17 protein-coding genes are annotated in these 15788 nt (G+C 55.1%); 11 read left to right on the top strand and 6 right to left on the bottom strand.

Annotation, left to right across the window (positions count from 1 at the left end; translation table 11 throughout):
- Window positions 1-11 precede the first annotated feature (11 nt).
- The 5 genes from BD01_RS04050 to BD01_RS04030 form a co-directional block, all read right to left on the bottom strand.
- On the bottom strand, window positions 12-284 hold the full coding sequence (locus tag BD01_RS04050; protein ID WP_042690353.1) for a 50S ribosomal protein L31e: 273 nt from the start codon (window positions 282-284) through the stop codon (window positions 12-14).
- A 10-nt stretch (window positions 285-294) separates the two neighbouring features.
- Entirely contained in the window at window positions 295-450 is a 156-nt protein-coding gene (locus tag BD01_RS04045) for a 50S ribosomal protein L39e (protein WP_042690350.1), read from the bottom strand.
- 80 nt (window positions 451-530) lie between these two features.
- A complete protein-coding gene (locus BD01_RS04040; protein WP_042690347.1) occupies window positions 531-1934 on the bottom strand; it encodes a CGP-CTERM sorting domain-containing protein in 1404 nt (467 codons plus the stop codon).
- A gap of 80 nt (window positions 1935-2014) precedes the next feature.
- Window positions 2015-3301, bottom strand: a complete 1287-nt coding sequence (locus tag BD01_RS04035) for a dicarboxylate/amino acid:cation symporter (RefSeq protein ID WP_042690345.1) — start codon at window positions 3299-3301, stop codon at window positions 2015-2017.
- A gap of 123 nt (window positions 3302-3424) precedes the next feature.
- Window positions 3425-4138, bottom strand: coding sequence for a biotin--[acetyl-CoA-carboxylase] ligase (locus tag BD01_RS04030; RefSeq protein WP_042690343.1), 714 nt, complete (start codon window positions 4136-4138; stop codon window positions 3425-3427).
- Window positions 4139-4265: 127 nt separating this feature from the next.
- Between BD01_RS04030 and fba the strand changes: the two genes are divergently transcribed.
- From fba to BD01_RS03975, 11 genes are all read left to right on the top strand, one after another.
- Window positions 4266-5111 (top strand): class I fructose-bisphosphate aldolase, encoded by an 846-nt coding sequence (gene fba, locus BD01_RS04025; protein ID WP_042690342.1) that lies wholly within the window; start codon window positions 4266-4268, stop codon window positions 5109-5111.
- An 85-nt stretch (window positions 5112-5196) separates the two neighbouring features.
- Window positions 5197-6984: a pyruvate/oxaloacetate carboxyltransferase gene (locus tag BD01_RS04020; protein WP_042690339.1), complete on the top strand. Its 1788-nt coding sequence runs from the start codon at window positions 5197-5199 to the stop codon at window positions 6982-6984.
- 149 nt (window positions 6985-7133) lie between these two features.
- A complete protein-coding gene (locus tag BD01_RS04015) occupies window positions 7134-8888 on the top strand; it encodes a carbon starvation CstA family protein (RefSeq protein WP_042690336.1) in 1755 nt (584 codons plus the stop codon).
- A 33-nt stretch (window positions 8889-8921) separates the two neighbouring features.
- Complete coding sequence (locus BD01_RS04010) at window positions 8922-9203, top strand: hypothetical protein (RefSeq protein ID WP_042690333.1); 282 nt, start codon at window positions 8922-8924, stop codon at window positions 9201-9203.
- 9 nt (window positions 9204-9212) lie between these two features.
- Window positions 9213-10202: an ArsA family ATPase gene (locus tag BD01_RS04005; protein WP_042690330.1), complete on the top strand. Its 990-nt coding sequence runs from the start codon at window positions 9213-9215 to the stop codon at window positions 10200-10202.
- Window positions 10162-10452: an iron-sulfur cluster assembly protein gene (locus BD01_RS04000; RefSeq protein ID WP_042690328.1), complete on the top strand. Its 291-nt coding sequence runs from the start codon at window positions 10162-10164 to the stop codon at window positions 10450-10452. Before BD01_RS04005 ends, BD01_RS04000 begins: the two co-directional genes overlap by 41 nt.
- A complete protein-coding gene (locus BD01_RS03995; protein WP_042690324.1) occupies window positions 10445-11098 on the top strand; it encodes a hypothetical protein in 654 nt (217 codons plus the stop codon). The genes BD01_RS04000 and BD01_RS03995 overlap by 8 nt, the downstream gene beginning before the upstream one ends.
- A gap of 49 nt (window positions 11099-11147) precedes the next feature.
- The gene (locus BD01_RS03990) at window positions 11148-11432 is read left to right on the top strand and encodes an AbrB/MazE/SpoVT family DNA-binding domain-containing protein (RefSeq protein WP_245599268.1); all 285 of its coding nucleotides are present in this window, start codon (window positions 11148-11150) and stop codon (window positions 11430-11432) included.
- Entirely contained in the window at window positions 11429-11833 is a 405-nt protein-coding gene (locus tag BD01_RS03985; protein ID WP_042690319.1) for a type II toxin-antitoxin system VapC family toxin, read from the top strand. The genes BD01_RS03990 and BD01_RS03985 overlap by 4 nt, the downstream gene beginning before the upstream one ends.
- A 1-nt stretch (window position 11834) precedes the next feature.
- Window positions 11835-12617, top strand: coding sequence for an alpha/beta hydrolase (locus tag BD01_RS03980; protein WP_042690316.1), 783 nt, complete (start codon window positions 11835-11837; stop codon window positions 12615-12617).
- A 68-nt stretch (window positions 12618-12685) separates the two neighbouring features.
- Complete coding sequence (locus BD01_RS03975; RefSeq protein ID WP_042690312.1) at window positions 12686-14737, top strand: hypothetical protein; 2052 nt, start codon at window positions 12686-12688, stop codon at window positions 14735-14737.
- Here BD01_RS03975 and BD01_RS03970 read toward each other — a convergent pair.
- Window positions 14730-15749 (bottom strand): adenylosuccinate synthetase, encoded by a 1020-nt coding sequence (locus BD01_RS03970; RefSeq protein ID WP_042690310.1) that lies wholly within the window; start codon window positions 15747-15749, stop codon window positions 14730-14732. The genes BD01_RS03975 and BD01_RS03970 overlap by 8 nt on opposite strands.
- Between the last annotated feature and the right edge of the window lie 39 nt (window positions 15750-15788).

Genomic DNA, 15788 nt, shown 5'->3' with positions numbered 1-15788 from the left:
AGTGGTTAAAATCAGGCCAGGGAGACCTTCGCAACCCTCTTGCCGTCAACTACCTCGACCACGACCTTAACGCGGAGCTTGTTGGGTGGCTTCTCCGCTCCGCGCTCCCAGAGCTTCTCGTTGACGGCCGGGTCGAGCTTGACCTCCTCGGCCTTGGCGTGCCTCGCTATCCACTCGCGGACGAAGCGAGCCGCTCTCGGGGCCCTCTTCCAGCGCGGAACGCGCTTCTTTATCTTCCTGATGGGAACGACGAATATGACTTCCTGACCGGGTTCAATCGGCATCTACATCACCTCACTCCTTGAGCTTGGTTCTCCTCCAGTGCCTCCTCTTCGGGTGGGTGAGAACCTTTCTGTTCGTCTTAACGATAACCCAGACGGGAACGCGCCTGTTCTGCTTGTTAGCCTTCGCGAGCCTGAGCTTCTTGGCGAGCGGCTTGTTCCTTGACATGGTCACACCTCCCCTCACAATGCCTGTTGATGCTTTGGGAATGCGTTTTTAAGCTTTTTCGTGTGGGAAAGAAAAGAGGGTCAGCGCCTCCTCCTGAGGAGGAGCGGCAGAACGGCGAGGCCAACTATAAGGGCCGGTCCGCAGATGCCGTTTCCTTCTTCGGCTTTGACAACGTATTTGAACTCGACGTTGTCTGGAACTTGGGCCATAAGAGCCTTGTAAGCATCGGCCGGGACGCCGTAGCGAATGTACACGTTGCTCTCTATGAGAACCTCGCGGTCGTTGAGCTTGGTTACCTTCATCACGACACTGCCTGCCGTTGTTTTGACCTCTATGCTCTTGGGGAGTGAAACGAACTCGTAGCCTTCGGGGAGCTTAATCCTGGTAACCTTCGTCTCATTGATGGCCGCGTTGAGCCTGTATGGAAAGCTCATGTTTCCGAGTTCAAGCTTCGGGTCGTAGTCGTAGATGTACGTGTCGTTGACCTTGCTCACGAACCCCTGAAGAACCCAGTGGTATTTCACAACCAGCGGCCCCGTTGAGTTGACGTTGAGTATTGAGACGTTGCCGGAGATGACCTTTATGCCTTTACTCTGGAACATCTGGGCGTATCTCTGGTAAAGACTCTGCTCTGCCTGCTGAAGTCCCTGGTAGGCGAACTGGACTTTTATATAGTTAATGTATGCCTCCGGCTTGACGTACTCCTCAACGGTGTCGAGGATTGTTTTGTCGCCTTCGACGGTTATGTTGTTGTATATCCTCATCTCCCAGGTGGTGTAGTTCTCCACACCGGCTTTTCCCGTGTACTTAATCATGACCGGCTCGAGCTTGGCGTACAGAACCTTCAGGTCGTCCTTTGTAATGCCCTTCTTAAGGTAGATAATCGAGTGGGCCTTAACTGTGTCCCCGGTAACGTTGACGTCCAGCTGGATGTAACTGCCGTTGGACTCAACTTTGAAGCCCTTGGTTACGTTTTCAATCTTGGCTCCCGGGGGAAGGTGCACGGTGAAGTAGTTCTCGAGGTACATCGAGCCGTTAACTGCAGTCGGGTCAATCCTTGAAAGGTCAACTATGCGTAAAGCATCTAGTGAAATCTCCCAGGCGTTATCGTAGGAGTAGTAGCGCGCGAAGTTGGGTATGGTGCCGTTTATCACGGTCACGAGGGGCCCGGTTGTGTTGTAGCCGAGGATTTCAGCGGTTGCGTTTTCTAGGCTTAGACCGAGCTGTGAGAGGGCCTGCTGTTCCTGGCTGATGAACAACTGCGTCGCGTTTTTGAGCCCCATTTTGAGTATGCTCTCCTTGGTCTGGTTCAGCATCTCTTCGGGACTGTAAAATATCGTCTTCAGAGTTACGTTGGCACTTCCGTCCCATGAAACCCAGTACTCGTTCTCCTGCACCTCTTTGTAGTCGTTGGACGCTGAAACTCCTCCCGCGATAATTCCGACGAGCAGAAGAGCGACCACCAAAAATCCAAACTTCCTCATGTAACTTTACCTCCAGTTGTCCTGGCCTTAAAAACGGGAGAGGGTATATTAAGTTTGCCCAAAATTAAAGGAAGGAAGAATCAGTCGCGCCACTTGCTCTCGTCGAGCTCTCCCTCGGTCTTGGCAACTATCGTAGTTCCCGCGAGGTCTCCGGTAACGTTGACCATCGTCCTGCCCATGTCGAGTATCGCGTCAATGCCAAGAATCATTGCGTAGGCTAAGGCAACGGGGCTTCCAGGGGTTAGGTCGAGGCCAACGCTCTGGAGGACCATGGCGAGCATTATGGCACCAGCTCCCGGAACGCCCGCGGTTCCTATCGAAGCGAGCACCGCTGTGAGGACAACTATCAACTGCTGGCTCAGCGTGAGCGGGTGTCCGATGGCGTTGGCAACGAAGAGCACCGTGACACCCTGGTAAAGGGCAGTTCCGTCCATGTTTATCGTGGCACCGAGGGGCAGGGTGAAGGAGTAGATTCCCCTGTCAACGCCCATCTCCTCGTCGGCGACGCGCATGGTCACTGGCAGGGTTCCGCTCGAGCTCCTCGTGACGAAAGCGGTGAGCATTGCGTCCTTGGCCTTCTTGATGAACTTGAGCGGGTCAATGCCGAAGACCTTGAGCAGGATAAAGTAGGTTATGACAATCTGCAGGAAGAGACCGAGGTAAACGGCAAGAACGACCTTGGTGAGCGGGCCGACGACTTTAAGGCCCTCCTTGGCCATGACGTAGGCTATCAGCGCGAAGACGCCTATCGGCGCGTACTGCATGACACCGCCGACGATGAGGTACATCGCCTCGGCCAGGCCGTCGAAGACCCTGAGAAGGGTTTCGGCTGACTTTCTAACGCGCTCCTCCTGCCTGTTCATGAGGTAAGTGATGGCGATTCCCAGGATTATGGCGAAGAAGATGACCTGCAGGACCGCCCCGTTGGTCAGTGAGGCGAAGGGGTTGGTGGGCACTATGTTGAGGAGCGTCTGAACGAGGGAGGGGCTTTTAGCTTCAATCGCCTTGCCCGTTCCTGAGCCGAGGTTGACGTTGGCGCCAACGTTGAAGAGCCTGCCGACTATGAGGCCGAAGAACACCGCCATAGCGGACGTAGCGAGGTAATAGAGTATTATCTTGACACCGACGCGACTGAGGCGGGCGGGGCTTATGCTCGCCGCACCGACGACGAGCGATGCAAGTATAATCGGCATCACGAGCATCTTCAGCAGTCTAACGAACAGGTCACCGAAGGGCTTGATGTACGTTGCCACGAAGTCCATCCAGCCGAAGTGGCCCGCTACAAGTCCAAAAATCGCACCCAAAATCAAACCGTAGAGTATCTTCCACAGAACAGGATAGTCGAGGTATTTTCTCAGCAGTCCCATGCCTTCACCCCCTGCTATTCAAGCAACATACCAAAAGTTAATCGGCGGGATTAATATCTAAGGCGCAGGAATTTTAACTTTTTCGCAGAATTTTTGACAAAATGGCAAAACATGAGCAGAAATTCATGGAAAGCGAAGGGAAACATCGCCGTAGATTACCCTTTCAACACTTTCCCCCGTGTCCACGAGAAGGGCCCCCGAGTCGTCTATTCCAACGGCCCTTCCCCTAAGCACCACTTCTCCGTCTTCAAGAATGACAACGTCCTTTCCGAGAACCGAACTCCTAGTTCGAACTGACTGCAGAATTTTCCCATGCTGACCGCTCTTGAAGAGGCTGTACCAGTAGGAGAGAGACCTGAGTAGGGCATCGAGAACTCCTTCGAGCTTCAGCTCGCGACCGATGAGCTCGGCCATTGAAACTGCCAAGTCCCTGAGCTCCTCGGGAACTCTGTTGTTGACGTTCAGTCCTATTCCGAGAAGGGCGAAGGAGTTAAGTTTGCACTCGCTCAGGATTCCGGCTATCTTCTTTCCATCAACGAGAACGTCGTTGGGCCACTTTATCTCCGCGGGAATTCCGTACCTCGCGAGCGTGTCTACAACCGCTAGAGCCCCAACAAAGACCAGTTTTGGAATGTGCTCCGGACTCGACCTCGGCTTCAGAATCGCCGTCATCCAGAGGCCTCCCTCAGGGGAAACCCAGTTCCGCCCCTTTCGGCCTCTTCCCGCCCTCTGCCTCCGTGCAATTACAACGGTTCCCTCTGGGACGTCCTCCGCTATCTCCCTCGCGTAATCATTGGTCGAGCCGACCTCCGTGAGCCGAATTATCCGCCACTCCATACTTGAACACCATTTCACCGTTCGTCGAAAGCAGTTTAAACGATTGCGGAAAACCATTACTCATAGTAACTCCTATCCTGGGGAAAACCTTAAATCCTCCTTGAATATATCACTCACGGTGATGTAAATGGACGCGTACCAGAGCGTTGGTATTAGGAGAAGGCTCAGGCGGTTTTTCAGGAGGGACGGGAGGGCGTTAATCTTCGCGATGGACCACGGCTTCGAGCACGGACCAACCGATTTTGAGGAGCACTGGGAGCACGTTAACCCGAGGATAATCCTCCGCAAGGTCGTCAGGGCCGGGATAGACGGCGTGATGATGCTCCCAGGAATCGCGAGGATTGCCGGCGACGAGGTCAAGCCCAACGTAGGTTTGATGATAAAGCTCACCAGCAAGACCAACCTCCGCCCGAAGGATGAACAGCTCCTCCAGAGCCAGCTGGGCTTCGTTGAAGATGCCGTGAAGCTCGGCGCCGACGCGATAGCGGCGACCGTCTACTGGGGTTCACCTCAGGAGGACGTCATGATGCGCCAGTTCGCGGAGATAGCGAGCTACGCCCACGACCTCGGCTTCCCGGTTGTGCAGTTCGCCTACCCGCGCGGGCCGTACATAAACGAGAAGTATGGCAGGAAAGAGGACTACCGCGTCGTCATGTACGGGGCGAGGGCGGCCGCCGAGAGCGGTGCGGACATGATAAAGACCTACTGGACCGGCTCAAAGGAGACCTTTGCAAAGGTCGTTGATGCCGCCGCAGGAGTTCCCGTTCTGCTGAGCGGCGGTGCCAAGACCGAGAACCCAGTTGACTTCCTCAAGCTCGTGTGGGATGTCATAGAGGCCGGGGGTTCTGGAGCGGTCGTCGGGAGGAACATCTTCCAGCGCGAGAACCCGGAGCCCTTCATAAAGGCCCTTCTCAGGGTAATCCACAGGAACGAGGACCCGGAGGAGGCGGCGAAGGCCGAGGGCCTGCTCTGATTTCGACATCTGTCTAACTCTTCTTCTTTCCCCGTCGTAAGGCTTTTAAAGCTATGTACTTTTCTGCGCACCGGAGGTGATTGAGTTGGCGAGGGTTGAGATTATAGACACGACATTCCGTGACGCTCACCAGTCGCTCATAGCGACGAGGATGACGACGGAGGATATGCTGAAGATAGCGGAGACAATGGACAAAATAGGCTTCTACTCGATGGAAGTCTGGGGTGGAGCGACCTTCGACGTCTGCATACGCTATCTCAAGGAAGACCCGTGGGAGAGGCTCCGCCTCCTCAGGGAGCACATAAGGAAGACGAAGCTCCAGATGCTCCTTCGCGGTCAGAACGTCGTCGGTTACAGGCACTATCCCGACGATGTCGTCGAGAAGTTCGTCGAGCTGGCCAACAAGAACGGAATAGACATCTTCCGCATTTTTGACGCCCTCAACGACGTCAGGAACATGGAGGTCGCGATAAAGAAAGCGAAGGAAGTCGGAGCCGAGGTGCAGGGAGCGATAGCTTACACAACCGGCAAAATCTTCACGCTGGAGTACTACATGAAAAAGGTCGAGGAGCTCTTAAGGCTCGACGTTGACGTCATAACGATTAAGGACATGGCCGGCCTGCTTACTCCCTGGAAAGCCTACGAGCTGGTCAGCGAGATAAAGGAAACCTACGGCGTCCCCGTTAACGTCCACACCCATTCCACGACTGGAATGGCGGTGGCGACTTACATGAAGGCCGTTGAGGCTGGGGCCGATTACATCGACACCGCCATAAGTCCATTCGCCTTTGGAACGGCCCAGCCGGGAATACAGACGATATGGCACGCCCTTCCCGAGGCCGTTGGAAGCCACCTCGACAGGGAGCTAATCCACCGGGTTTCCCGCTACCTGAAGAAACTGCTTGAGGAGAAGTACTGGGGGTTACTTCACAAGGAGACGCTCATGGTAAACCCCTACGTCCTTAAGTACCAGGTTCCCGGCGGAATGTTCTCTAACCTCATCGCCCAGCTCAAGGAGATGAACGCCCTCGACAGGCTCGATGAGGTTCTCGAGGAGATTCCGCGCGTTAGAGAAGACCTCGGCTGGCCCCCGCTCGTGACCCCGACAAGCCAGATAGTCGGCACCCAGGCCGTCCTCAACGTCCTCTTTGGCCGGTACAAGCAGATAACCCAGCAGGTCAAGGACTACATCAGAGGGCTCTACGGAAGGCCTCCCGCGGAGATAAACCCCGAGCTCAAAAGGCTCGTCCTCGGCGACGAGGAGCCGATAAGGGAGAGGCCGGGAAGCCTGCTCAAGCCCCAACTTGAGGAGTGCAGGAGGAAGCTCGAGGAGCTCGGCTACCTCCACAAGGAGGAGGACGTTCTAACCTACTGCCTCTTCCCCGAGGTCGCCCTTGAGTTCTTCAGGGCAAGGGCTGAAGGACGGGTGAAGGTCGAACCGCCCAAGAAGGCCTCGAAGGTGAAGATATACGTCAACGGCGTCGAGTTCGAGGTCGGTATCGAGGGAGTGGATTTGAACGCGCTCAGGTACCTTTCGGGGGTTCAGGGGGCCGTTCCGGCTCAGGTCAGCGCTCCCTCGGTAGTTCCCGCGCAGGTTTCCACATCTGCTCCCGCCCCGGTTAGTGCTCCTGCACCCTCGCCTGCTCCCGCGAGTGCTTCGCCCAACACCGTCACTGCCCCAATGCCCGGAAAAATCCTGAGGGTTCTCGTGAGCGAGGGTCAGGAGGTCAAGGCTGGTCAGGGTTTGGTTGTGCTTGAGGCTATGAAGATGGAGAACGAAATCCCCGCTCCGAAAGATGGCGTTGTGAAAAAAATCTACGTCAAAGAAGGCGACACCGTCAACACCGGCGACCCACTAGTAGAACTGGAGTGACGAGGGGCCGTGTTAAGCGCCCTTCCTTGAAAATCTCTTTTCTTCTCCTTCTTTCCGTGAAAAGTCGAAACATTTTCGGGCTTTTGCCGAAAGGCATTTAAGTACGCAATATGTACACTGTAGTGCAAAACTTTCCTGGAGGTGCAACCATGAACTCCGCTGTAATAATACTGCTGGCCGGCGCCATCTATTTGGGCATGTACTTCACCTACGGCAAGGCCCTTCAGAACAAGGTCGTCAAGGCCGACCCCAACAGGCCAACGCCGGCCCACAGGCTCTACGACGGGGTTGACTACGTCCCCGCGAACCCACTGGTTCTCTACGGCCACCACTTCGCTTCAATAGCCGGTGCAGGACCAATCGTCGGTCCGGCGGTGGCGATGGCGTGGGGCTGGCTTCCGGGACTCCTGTGGGTGTGGTTCGGAAACGTCTTCATCGGTGCCGTCCATGACTATCTGGCCCTGATGTCATCTGTGCGCTACGATGGTAAGTCCGTCCAGTGGATTGCAGGAAAGCTAATGAGCAAGAGGACGGGAGTGGCGTTCGAGGTCTACATCTGGTTCGCCCTGCTCCTCGTCGTTGCGGCCTTCGTGGCGGTGACGGCAAAGTTGCTGACCATTACTCCCCAGGCGGCAACCGCTACACTGCTCTTCCTGGTCGTCGCGGTGATACTCGGATACCTGCTCTACAAGGTCAAGATAGACTTCAAGGTTGCGACCCTAATCGGTATCGGCCTGCTCATAGTGGCAGTCTGGCTCGGTCTCAAGTATCCGCTCGTCTTCGTTGAGGGACAGACCGATACAACTTCAGCCGCTTATACAACTGCGTACCACTACTGGAACATAATCCTGATGGTCTACATCATTATAGCGGCCTCGCTCCCGGTCTGGATTCTGCTTCAGCCCAGGGACTACCTCAACGCCTACGTCCTCTGGTTCGGCCTCATCTTCGGAGGTGTTGCCTTCATACTGCTCGCCAAGAACTTCACCGCACCGGCCTTCACCAGCTGGAGCGCCCACGTCGTCAAGGGAATAACCAGCGAGGGCACCAAGGCAGTTCCCTCACCGTTCTGGCCAACGATTCCGCTTATAATCGCCTGTGGTTCGCTCAGTGGGTTCCACTCCCTGGTTGGCTCCGGAACTACAAGCAAACAGCTCGACAACGAGCTTCACGGCCTCATGGTTGGCTACGGTGGAATGTTCACTGAGGGCTTCCTCGCCACGATAGTCATAACTGCCATCGCCGTTTACGGTGTCGGCCTCACCGGAATTCCCGCCGACAAGTGGGCCACCGAGTACATAACCAAAGGTGGCCTTGGAACCTTCATCGGGGGCTACGCCAAGGGTGTCCACGACTTCTACGGGGTCAGCGAGACCTTTGGAAAGACCTTCGCAACTCTCTGGGTCTCGGCCTTCACTCTGACATCACTCGACACCGCGACGAGGCTTGGCCGCTTCGCCTGGCAGGAGCTCTTTGGAATGGTTACCGACACGAGCAAGGGAATAGCCAAGACCCTCACCAACAAGTGGGTCGCCTCGATAATAATCGCGGGCCTCGGCACCTACCTCGCATGGGGTGCTGGATACAAGGTCATCTGGCCTGCCTTCAGCGCGATGAACCAGATGCTCGCCAGCATAGCCATGATGACAGCCGCTCTCTGGGTGGCGAAGGTTCAGAGGGCTGGCAAGTGGAGCTGGGCCGTCCTCATACCGGCGCTCTTCCTGTGGATTACCGTAACGGCCGCAATAATCTGGTACCTCATATACGTCCCAATGGTCGGTCAGTACCTCATAGCCGTCAAGGGAGCGCTCGTCGTCAGCCTCGTCCTCAACCTGCTCCTCGCCTGGGACTTCTGGGTTGCCTGGAAGAGGCCAACAGAGGAGTACACCGCAAGCGCGGCCTGACTTTCTTTTCCAATTTATTTTCGGGTGATAAAAATGAGAGACAACCCTTTGAGGGGTATTAAAGAGTTCCTGGAGGGTTTCTTCGGGGCCTTCAAACACCAGTCAACGGAGTACCTTGAGTTCGAGCTGAGAGAACTTGAGAACGTCTTTGCCCTAATCCTCATGGGCTCGTTCGTCGGCATCCCAAGTCCTCCCACGACGCTGGTCATAAGGCTTCTGCCTCACATGGAGCGCGAGCTCAGGGTTATGCACGAGAGGGCCGTTGACATGGACGACCTCCTCGGGGAACTGGCAGGGATGTTTGAAATCACGTGAGGTGGGAGCATGCTCGACTTCCTTCAGCCAAAGAAGGGCTACCGGGTGCTGTTCTTCATAGGAAAGGGTGGAGTCGGAAAGACCACGAGCTCCGCGGCAACGGCAGTAGCGCTGGCTGAGAGGGGGTACAGGACGCTTATAGTCTCCCTTGACCCAGCACACAATCTCGGTGACGTCTTCATGGTTAAGCTGAGCGATAGACCAAAGAAAATCGCGGAGAACCTCTACGCGAGCGAACTCGATATGGAGGGCCTCATAAAGGCCTACCTGAAGCACTTAGAGGAGAGCATGAAGCACACCTACCGCTATCTAACGGTGATAAACCTTGAGAAGTACTTCGAAGTCCTCAGGTACTCCCCGGGGATAGAGGAATACGCCACCCTCGAGGCCGTCAGAGAAATCCTCGAGCGCGGTGATGAGTGGGATGTGATAGTTTTCGACACCCCTCCCACGGGCCTCACGCTCCGCGTTTTGGCCCTGCCAAGGATTTCCATAATCTGGGCGGACAAGCTGATTCAGATACGGCGGGCGATACTCGAACGGCGTGCCGCGATAGCGAACATCCACGGAAAAAGTGAGCTGCCCTTCGAGGAGGACAAGGACCCCGTTATGAAGGAGCTCAAGGCCTACCGCTCCGAAGTGGAGTTTGTGGAAAAAATCATAACCGACCCGGACAGGACTTCAGTTATAGCCGTCATGAATCCCGAAATGCTTCCCCTCTACGAGACCGAGAGGGCCTACGAAAGCCTGAAGAAGTTCAGGGTTCCATTCAATATGATTGTTATGAACAAGGTGCTCCGTGTCAGCGTTCCCGAGCTAAAGGCAAAGCTTGAGGCACAGGAAAGGGTTCTTGAGGAGGTAAGGCGGAAGTTCAGGGACGTTGCCCTCGTGGAGATTCCAGTCCTTCCGGAGGAGCCCAGGGGTCTGGAGTGGCTCAGCAAGATTGGAGGGGTAATAGTTGAGGGAGGAGGAAATCTACGCCCGCCTCAGGAAAGTTAAGGAGCCCCTAACGGGAGAGGACATCGTAGGTCTGAACCTCGTTCACGTTAAGGCGGATGAGGATGGGGTTGTCATTTATCTACGGCTTACGGAGGGGCTCAGTCATCCGTTCCAGCACGCCCTCAGCTGGCCCGTCCAGAGGAGGATTGTCGAGGAAATAGTTAAAGCCCTCTCCGACGTCCCAAACCTTGAGATACTGGACATGAGAACCCTTCAGAGGTACTACCCGGAGGATGAGGACGATGGATAATGCAACGCTTTTCGCGATAATATTCGTAATCGCCGGCGCTTCAACGCTCCAGTTCTACAAGGGTCGAAAGCTCAACATTCAGCTGATGGAACACTACCTTCGCTCAATCGAGGAAGTTGTAAAGCCCGAGGACAAGGACTACGTGTGGCTCGGCGGCTACATTGGCTTCAGGGCGAGCTATAAGGTGAACCGAGACAACATCAGGAAGTTCGAGTACACGCTAACGCTCCTGCCGAGGCACAGTCTCCTCTACTTCCCGATAGCGCTCCTTACGAGCAGGCACGACAAGATTTACTTCGTCATCAGACCTTTCGCCGAGATTAAGCGCGAGGCCCACCTCATTCAGAAGGGCTACTACAGGCTGAAGCCGAACATCGAGAACGAGGAATTTCTCCAGAGGGAGACGATTGAGATAGCGGGCAAGGAGTACGAGGCCCTCTACGAGAAGAAACGGGACGTGGTAAAGCTCAAGGAGCTCGTTGAGAGCCTTTCAAAGCCCCACAACGTCAAGCACGTTTCTCTGACGCCCAAGACCAACGTCTTCTACGTGCTCATGAAGCCCGAGCCCGAGACGATAGAGAAGGACGTCGAAAAGCTCGTCCGCTTCACCAACGAGAAGCTCAAGGAGAGTCCGTTTTCCTCCTGAGCTCTTTTCTCTCGAAAGCTTTATTTTGTTGAACCCCGAGTTATACAGGGTGATACCTTTGGTTAGCATACGCCTCAAGGTCGGCCCCAAGGGGCAGATTGTCATCCCCAAGGTCTTCCGTGAAGCTTATGGCATAAAAGAGGGAGGAGAAGTTATAGTTGAGCCCACTGATAAGGGACTGATAATTATGCCCAAGAAGAGCAAAGAAGAGCTGATTAAAGAGCTCCTCGAATGGAAGCACAAGAGAGCCAAAGGCAAGCCCGCCAAACTTGGAGAGCTGAAGGGAATAAGCCTCGAAGATGAGTTCGATGAGGTCTGGGGGATTGAGGAATGAAGCTCTTCATTGATACCAACCTTTTTGTTTACCTCCTGACCAAGACGCCTGAAGACGAAAAGAAGATAGTCACGTTCTACGCCGAACTGATTGAGAATCACGACCTTTACACAAGTCCGCTGGTTCTTGACGAGACCATTCACGTTGCAAAGAAGAAATACGGCGTCCATTACGAGCTTTCGATTGAGTTCATAGACGAAAAGGTTCTTCCCTACGTTGAAGTTCTCCCACTAACGGTCTTTGATTATCTAACCGCCAGACTGATAATCACGAAATACAACCTCCGCCCCTCTGACGCCCTTCACGTTGCGGTTATAGAGAACAACGGTCTGCAGGCCATAGTTAGCGAGGATGAGGATTTTGACGTTCTCCCGCTCAAACGGGTTTGGCTGGGTGATTGAGATGGAGGTTTACAAGGCCAAGTTCGGCGAACCGGAGCTCGGTTGGGTCGTCCTTGTTCACGGCCTTGGGGAGCACAGCGGAAGGTACGGACGGCTGATTAGGGAGCTCAACGAGGCCGGCTTTGCCGTTTACGCCTTCGACTGGCCAGGTCACGGAAAGAGCCCCGGAAAGAGGGGGCACACAAGCATTGAAGAGGCCATGGAAATAATTGATTACATAATTGAAGAATTAGGTGAGAAGCCTTTCCTCTTCGGCCACAGCCTCGGCGGTTTGACCGTTATCCGATACGCCGAGACGAGGCCCGATAAAATAAGGGGCGTAATAGCTTCATCTCCTGCCCTCGCCAAGAGCCCCGAGACGCCGGGCTTCATGGTGTCCCTTGCGAAATTCCTCGGAAAGGTCGCCCCCGGCCTTGTTCTCTCCAACGGCATAAAACCGGAACTTCTCTCAAGGAACAAGGAGGCGGTGAGAAGGTACGTTGAAGACCCGCTCGTCCACGACAGGATTTCGGCGAAGCTCGGAAGGAGCATCTTCGTTAACATGGAGCTCGCTCACCGGGAGGCTGACAGGATAAAAGTCCCGGTTCTCCTGCTCGTTGGAACCGGAGATGTAATAACGCCCCCCGAAGGCTCAAAAAGGCTTTTTGAAAGGCTTAAAGTGGAAGATAAAACGCTCAGGGAGTTCGAAGGTGCCTATCATGAGATATTCGAAGACCCCGAGTGGGCGGATGAGTTTCATAGAACAATTGTCAGGTGGCTCGTTGATAGGGCTTACTCGGGGTGATAATTAACCCTTTTTTACGGGCCATAAACTATTTATTCTCCGCATCCCAATCTCTATGGGGAGTCACTATGCCATGGGAACCTTCGATAATACTGCTCGCACCCGAGGATTTTATAGTTGAGGGACTAGCCGAGCTCCTCAGCAGGGCCGGCTTTAATGAAACCGGAAGGGAATACAAGAGGAGAGGTAAATCGCGCCTCATAATAGTCACAGGGGAAAGAGAAGACCCATTTCATGGAAAAGAGACGCTTGCCGTTGCACTGTTGCGCGGAAAGCCCCGGAGGGACTGGCTTGAAAAGGCGCTGTCCGGGCACGGCAGGGTTGTTTTGATAGCCCTCGACGGGCTTGACTACGGTCTCGAGGGCATTACTGTGCTTGGGCCAGAGTGGCTTGCGGAGGCCTTCAATCGCTACTCCATAGAGCCCCCACGAACCCTTCTTGAGAAGTTCATTCCCGAGCGTGAGAGACCTGAACAGCTGAAGGAGTTCGTCCTCGATGGTCCCCTCGTGGAGCCCGTTTCGTCTCAAAAGCTCGTGGACGAAGCCAAGAGGGTTGTATCTTATAAATTCAGCGTCCGGCCGGAGGAGCTCAAGATTGAGGGTCTGAAACTGAAGTTCAGGCCTGTCTACGTCGTCTCATGGTCAAGAGAAAACGAGAGCGGTAAGGCGTTTTATGATGGCAAAAAGCTTGTTCTGAACGTTGATGGCGAGCTCAAGGGGCTTGCGATGAAAGTTCTCCTTGAGGACGTTGCAACAGTTCTGGCGACCGAAGTCGAGGTCGGGGAGGAAACAGACCCAGCGAAGCCTGTCGTTGAGGAGGCCGTTAGAAAGGGATGGCTCGACCTGCGGGTTCTTCACTCAAGAAAAGCCTACGTGCCTGAGGGCGCGGTAATCCTGTTCTCCATTGGGCCCAGGACTGTTAGGGTTTCCTTCGACTTCACGGTTGGCCGTGTGAGTGCTGAAGGGGAGCCACTCAGCGAAGAGGGGCTCGTTAAGCTGGCTAAGGAGCGCGTCAGGAGGGAACTCGGTGAAGAACCCCTTGCCCTGGAAATCGTCCGCAGGGGACGCTTTACCTTGATGAGGGGCAAGACCAGGAGGTATCTCTTTGAGATAGAGCTGAACTCCTACAGCGGAAGCGTTAGGAGATTTCAGCCAGCGCTTACCGAGGAGGCGATGCTTGAGGTCGTTCTTTCAAAGTACAGCGATGGACACGTCATAGGCGTTGAGAGGCGCCCCAGTGCGGTCTTCGTTGACCTTCTGGCGGGGGGAAGGGTTCTCGTCCTAAAACTCGACCAGAAAACGGGCGAAATCGTTGACACGAGGGACCTGGGCTCCCCGGAGGAGTTTCTAAGAAAGACCGCCGGTGAAATCCTGGAGGTCGTCAAGGACCTTGAGCTGAAGTCCTGTCAGGTTATGGACCACGAGGTCGTCAGGGCCGAGTTTGAGGGTAACGGCCTCAGGGCGTACCTGGCATACGACGGTGAGACCGGGGAAATCCTTGAGAGAGCCCTTGAGATAGGCTCCAGCGTGGCGGTTGAACTCGCGGTCAGGAAGTACCGCAGTTACAGCGTCCTCTTCACCGAGGAGGTTGAGAACGGGTTCACACTCACTCTTGAGGGCGACAGGGACGTCGTTAAGGTATTCGTCTCCCGCTCCGGCGAAATTCAGGAACTCGACCGCTTCCTCAAGAAGGAGGTCGTTGAGGAAATCGCGCTCTCCAAAATCCGCGAAGTCGAACCGAGCCCCTCAATTGAAGGCCTCAAGCTGTCCGACCACTGGGAGGTGGAGTTCACAGGTGTGAAGGCCTTTGGACGGCTGACGGTTCACAGGACGAGCGGGGAGGTTCTGGATTTTGACTACCAGTACATCGAGAGCGTCATAACCAAGGCCTTCACGGAGTTCGTGAAGAAGAGCTACGGAGACACTATAGAGGTCGAGTGGATAGCGCACAACCTTGAGGAGGGCTACGCGGGAATAAAAGGAGTCGGAAGGAGGGGAATATACTTCGGCAAGTACAACACCCTCACCGGAGAGCTAATCGAGCACGACTTCGTTCCCGGTAGCGGCATCACCTCAAAGTTCAAGCTGGCCCAGGTCGAGGGCAAGTACGCCGTCAAATGACGTCTCGCCTGTCAATGATGTGCTCCAGTTCGGGCCCGGTCTTTATGAGCCCGACGGGGACTCCAACCCTCTCCTCTATTTCTTCCACGAACTCCTTCGCCTTCCTCGGCAGTTTATCGTAATCGGTTACGCCGAAGGCGTTCTTATCGTACTTGTCGAGCATCGTTAAAGCCAGCATCGTTGCCCCGTTGATTCTCGCGGAGTAGCGGGCGAACTCGAAGTCGAACCAGCCGACGCGCCTTCTCCTGCCGGTTACGGTTCCATACTCGACGAGACCGAGCCTCTCTGCTTCCTCCTGACTCATCTCCGTCGGGAAGGGCCCGGCACCGACCCTCGTCGGAAAGCTCTTGAAAACGACTATGACGTCGTCAACCCTCGTCGGGCCTATTCCGACGTCGCTCGCGATTGCGGAGGCTGTGGTGTCCTTGGAGGTAACGTAGGGGTAGGTTCCGTAGTAGAGGCTCAGCCCGAAGCCCTGCGTCCCCTCGATGAGGACGAGCTTGCCCTCGTCGAGCGCGTCGTTCACCTCTTCCGCCACGTCCGTCAGGTAGGGCTCGAGCTCGGGGATGTCCTTTGCGAGCTTTGCCTTTCTCATGACCCTGTCTGCATTAGCCGGCCCGCAACCGCTTCCCGTCGTTCCTATCTTCTCGTGGAGGTGGCTGTTGGAGCGGTCGAGTTGCTTGTGCTTTTCCTCGATTATCGCGCAGCGGTGGTCTATTCCAACCCTCTCGGCGACGTTGAAATCCCTAAGGTGTTCAAGTTCGTGGAAGAAGACCTCCGGGTCAACGAGGACGCCGGCTCCGACGAGAAGCCTTGCCTTCCTTTGCATGAAACCGGTTGGAAGCTGTCTCACCGCGTACTTCTTTCCATTGATAAAAACGCTGTGTCCTGCGTTCGTCCCAACGCCGCCGCGTGCTATGACTTCGGGCTCGTCCTTCAGGGCAAGGTATGCTATGATGGAACCCTTGCCCTCGTCTCCCCATTGACCGCCAACAACGATGTAGCTCGGCATGGCTCCTTACCAATGTTTAAGTCAATAGGGGCCTTATAA

Origin of the sequence: Thermococcus nautili (assembly GCF_000585495.1) — an archaeon.
Classification (GTDB): Archaea; Methanobacteriota_B; Thermococci; order Thermococcales; family Thermococcaceae; genus Thermococcus; species Thermococcus nautili.
Note: the sequence above shows the minus strand (reverse complement) of the source record. Positions and strands in the feature narration are given on the sequence as shown.

What these genes read in the sequence shown, in the direction of transcription:
- BD01_RS04010 (WP_042690333.1), top strand. Translation starts at nt 8,922, where the DNA reads ATGAGAGACAACCCTTTGAGGGGTATTAAAGAGTTCCTGGAGGGTTTC.
- BD01_RS03980 (WP_042690316.1), top strand. Translation starts at nt 11,835, where the DNA reads ATGGAGGTTTACAAGGCCAAGTTCGGCGAACCGGAGCTCGGTTGGGTC.
- BD01_RS04035 (WP_042690345.1), bottom strand. Translation starts at nt 3,301, where the DNA reads ATGGGACTGCTGAGAAAATACCTCGACTATCCTGTTCTGTGGAAGATA.
- BD01_RS04015 (WP_042690336.1), top strand. Translation starts at nt 7,134, where the DNA reads ATGAACTCCGCTGTAATAATACTGCTGGCCGGCGCCATCTATTTGGGC.
- BD01_RS04005 (WP_042690330.1), top strand. Translation starts at nt 9,213, where the DNA reads ATGCTCGACTTCCTTCAGCCAAAGAAGGGCTACCGGGTGCTGTTCTTC.
- BD01_RS04040 (WP_042690347.1), bottom strand. Translation starts at nt 1,934, where the DNA reads ATGAGGAAGTTTGGATTTTTGGTGGTCGCTCTTCTGCTCGTCGGAATT.
- BD01_RS03985 (WP_042690319.1), top strand. Translation starts at nt 11,429, where the DNA reads ATGAAGCTCTTCATTGATACCAACCTTTTTGTTTACCTCCTGACCAAG.
- BD01_RS04030 (WP_042690343.1), bottom strand. Translation starts at nt 4,138, where the DNA reads ATGGAGTGGCGGATAATTCGGCTCACGGAGGTCGGCTCGACCAATGAT.
- BD01_RS04045 (WP_042690350.1), bottom strand. Translation starts at nt 450, where the DNA reads ATGTCAAGGAACAAGCCGCTCGCCAAGAAGCTCAGGCTCGCGAAGGCT.
- BD01_RS04050 (WP_042690353.1), bottom strand. Translation starts at nt 284, where the DNA reads ATGCCGATTGAACCCGGTCAGGAAGTCATATTCGTCGTTCCCATCAGG.
- BD01_RS03995 (WP_042690324.1), top strand. Translation starts at nt 10,445, where the DNA reads ATGGATAATGCAACGCTTTTCGCGATAATATTCGTAATCGCCGGCGCT.
- fba (WP_042690342.1), top strand. Translation starts at nt 4,266, where the DNA reads ATGGACGCGTACCAGAGCGTTGGTATTAGGAGAAGGCTCAGGCGGTTT.
- BD01_RS03970 (WP_042690310.1), bottom strand. Translation starts at nt 15,749, where the DNA reads ATGCCGAGCTACATCGTTGTTGGCGGTCAATGGGGAGACGAGGGCAAG.
- BD01_RS03975 (WP_042690312.1), top strand. Translation starts at nt 12,686, where the DNA reads ATGCCATGGGAACCTTCGATAATACTGCTCGCACCCGAGGATTTTATA.